The organism is Ruegeria sp. AB7 (assembly GCF_056542625.1).
In genome coordinates, this window is record NZ_JBQGAC010000025.1 from 1 (window position 1) to 1371 (window position 1371).

General features: G+C 52.1%; 3 protein-coding genes. 1 reads left to right on the forward strand and 2 read right to left on the reverse strand.

Annotated features, from left to right (window positions below; translation table 11 throughout):
- Both ACR0EN_RS21225 and ACR0EN_RS21230 read right to left on the reverse strand, forming a co-directional pair.
- Positions 1-422: hypothetical protein (locus tag ACR0EN_RS21225; RefSeq protein WP_480588581.1), on the reverse strand; the 422-nt coding region annotated here is incomplete at its 3' end.
- 37 nt (positions 423-459) lie between these two features.
- Positions 460-828 carry an antibiotic biosynthesis monooxygenase family protein gene (locus ACR0EN_RS21230; RefSeq protein WP_170819000.1) on the reverse strand — a complete coding sequence of 123 codons (369 nt, stop codon included), beginning with the start codon at positions 826-828 and terminating at the stop codon, positions 460-462.
- A 103-nt stretch (positions 829-931) separates the two neighbouring features.
- On the opposite strand from ACR0EN_RS21230, the gene ACR0EN_RS21235 reads away from it, so the two are divergent.
- Positions 932-1371: MarR family winged helix-turn-helix transcriptional regulator (locus tag ACR0EN_RS21235; protein ID WP_480588583.1), on the forward strand; the 440-nt coding region annotated here is incomplete at its 3' end.

A 1371-nucleotide genomic window follows, 5' to 3' on the forward strand; every position in this document is an offset into this window, starting at 1 on the left:
CCGGTCATTCGCAAGCCGTCGCGAATGTTCAGTCCCATCATAGTGAGGTTGGTAGCCCCGGCGATCAACTCAATTACCTGAACCGTGTAAAAGGTGCTGTCAAATTCACCAGCGGCGGCTTTTCCAGCCAGAAACCAAGCGGTAGGTACGAGGATGAACAAGCCGTTCAGCGCAATGACAGGCATGCGGCTTTTCTTGGCCTTCGTAAGTGCATCCTTGCGTTTCCGGCCCATTGCCATGCCCGACCCGCTAGCGATGGCCATTGCCGGGATGAGGATGAACATGCCTTTCAAGATCAATGCCTTGACGGTTGCGACTGTTTCATGGCTCGCAAAGAGCTCGCTGGTGGCCGTTGATGTCCAGAAGAGCAGGATCATCACAAAGCCGATGCCCCCTGCAATAGCGTGAATCTTTGTTTTCATAGCGGCTCACTCAAATTGGCATTTGGAAAGGATTTCGTCAGGCCGTGCAGCAATTCGGCACCGCAACCTTCTCAAACAGATGGGGGGCGGTCACAGCGCTTGAGGGATAATGGCTGAGCTGCTGTTGAAACTCGGGGTTTGAAAACGCCGCGTGGAAGTTCGCAACAGACTCCCAGATCGCGTAGTTCATATACATGCTGCCGTCACCAACAGCTTTGTGCAGTTGGGTGCTGATGTAACCTGGCTGCTTTTGCATCCATTGGGCATCGCTCTTCCAGGCTTCAACCAAGGCGTCTTGTTCATCGGGATCGACTGTGAAGAGATTGACGAGAACGACGGGTCCAGCGTCGATGCCCAATTGCCGCTCAATGGGAAACTCAGGGTCGAGTGGTTTGAAACTTACCATTTCGGTACTCCTTGAAAGTAGCTTCGTTTTGGTGCCATGTTGTCATATTTAGGAAGCACCAAACATAATGACAACACGTTGTCAAATCAAATGAGGAATCGACATGCCGAATGCGCGAAGAACCGAAGAAGGAGAAGCCGTGACAGCGTTGATACTGGATGTGTTTCGGCTAAACGGTCGATTGCAGCTTGCCGGTGATCGCCTCGTGTCAGAACTCGGTCTTACAAGTGCTCGATGGCAGATTCTTGGTGCAATCGCATATTCTGATCGACCGGAATCCGTTGCCTGGCATGCTCGGACGATGGGCGTTCACCGGCAGGGCGTACAAAGGATCATCAATGAATTAAGCAAAGAAGGCATAGTGGAGTTTCAGTCGAACCCACACCACAAGCGGGCGCACTTGGTTGTCATGACTCCAAAGGGGCAGGAGTTGTACGAAGCTGCGATTGCGAAGCAAGTCCCATGGGTGAATGAACTCTCGGAAGGTCTGTCGCCAGATGATATTGCGACAGCGCAAAATGTTGTTGACCGTCTTAAATCACG

Coding starts and splice junctions, on each gene's coding strand:
- ACR0EN_RS21230 (WP_170819000.1), bottom strand. CDS start 828: ATGGTAAGTTTCAAACCACTCGACCCTGAGTTTCCCATTGAGCGGCAA.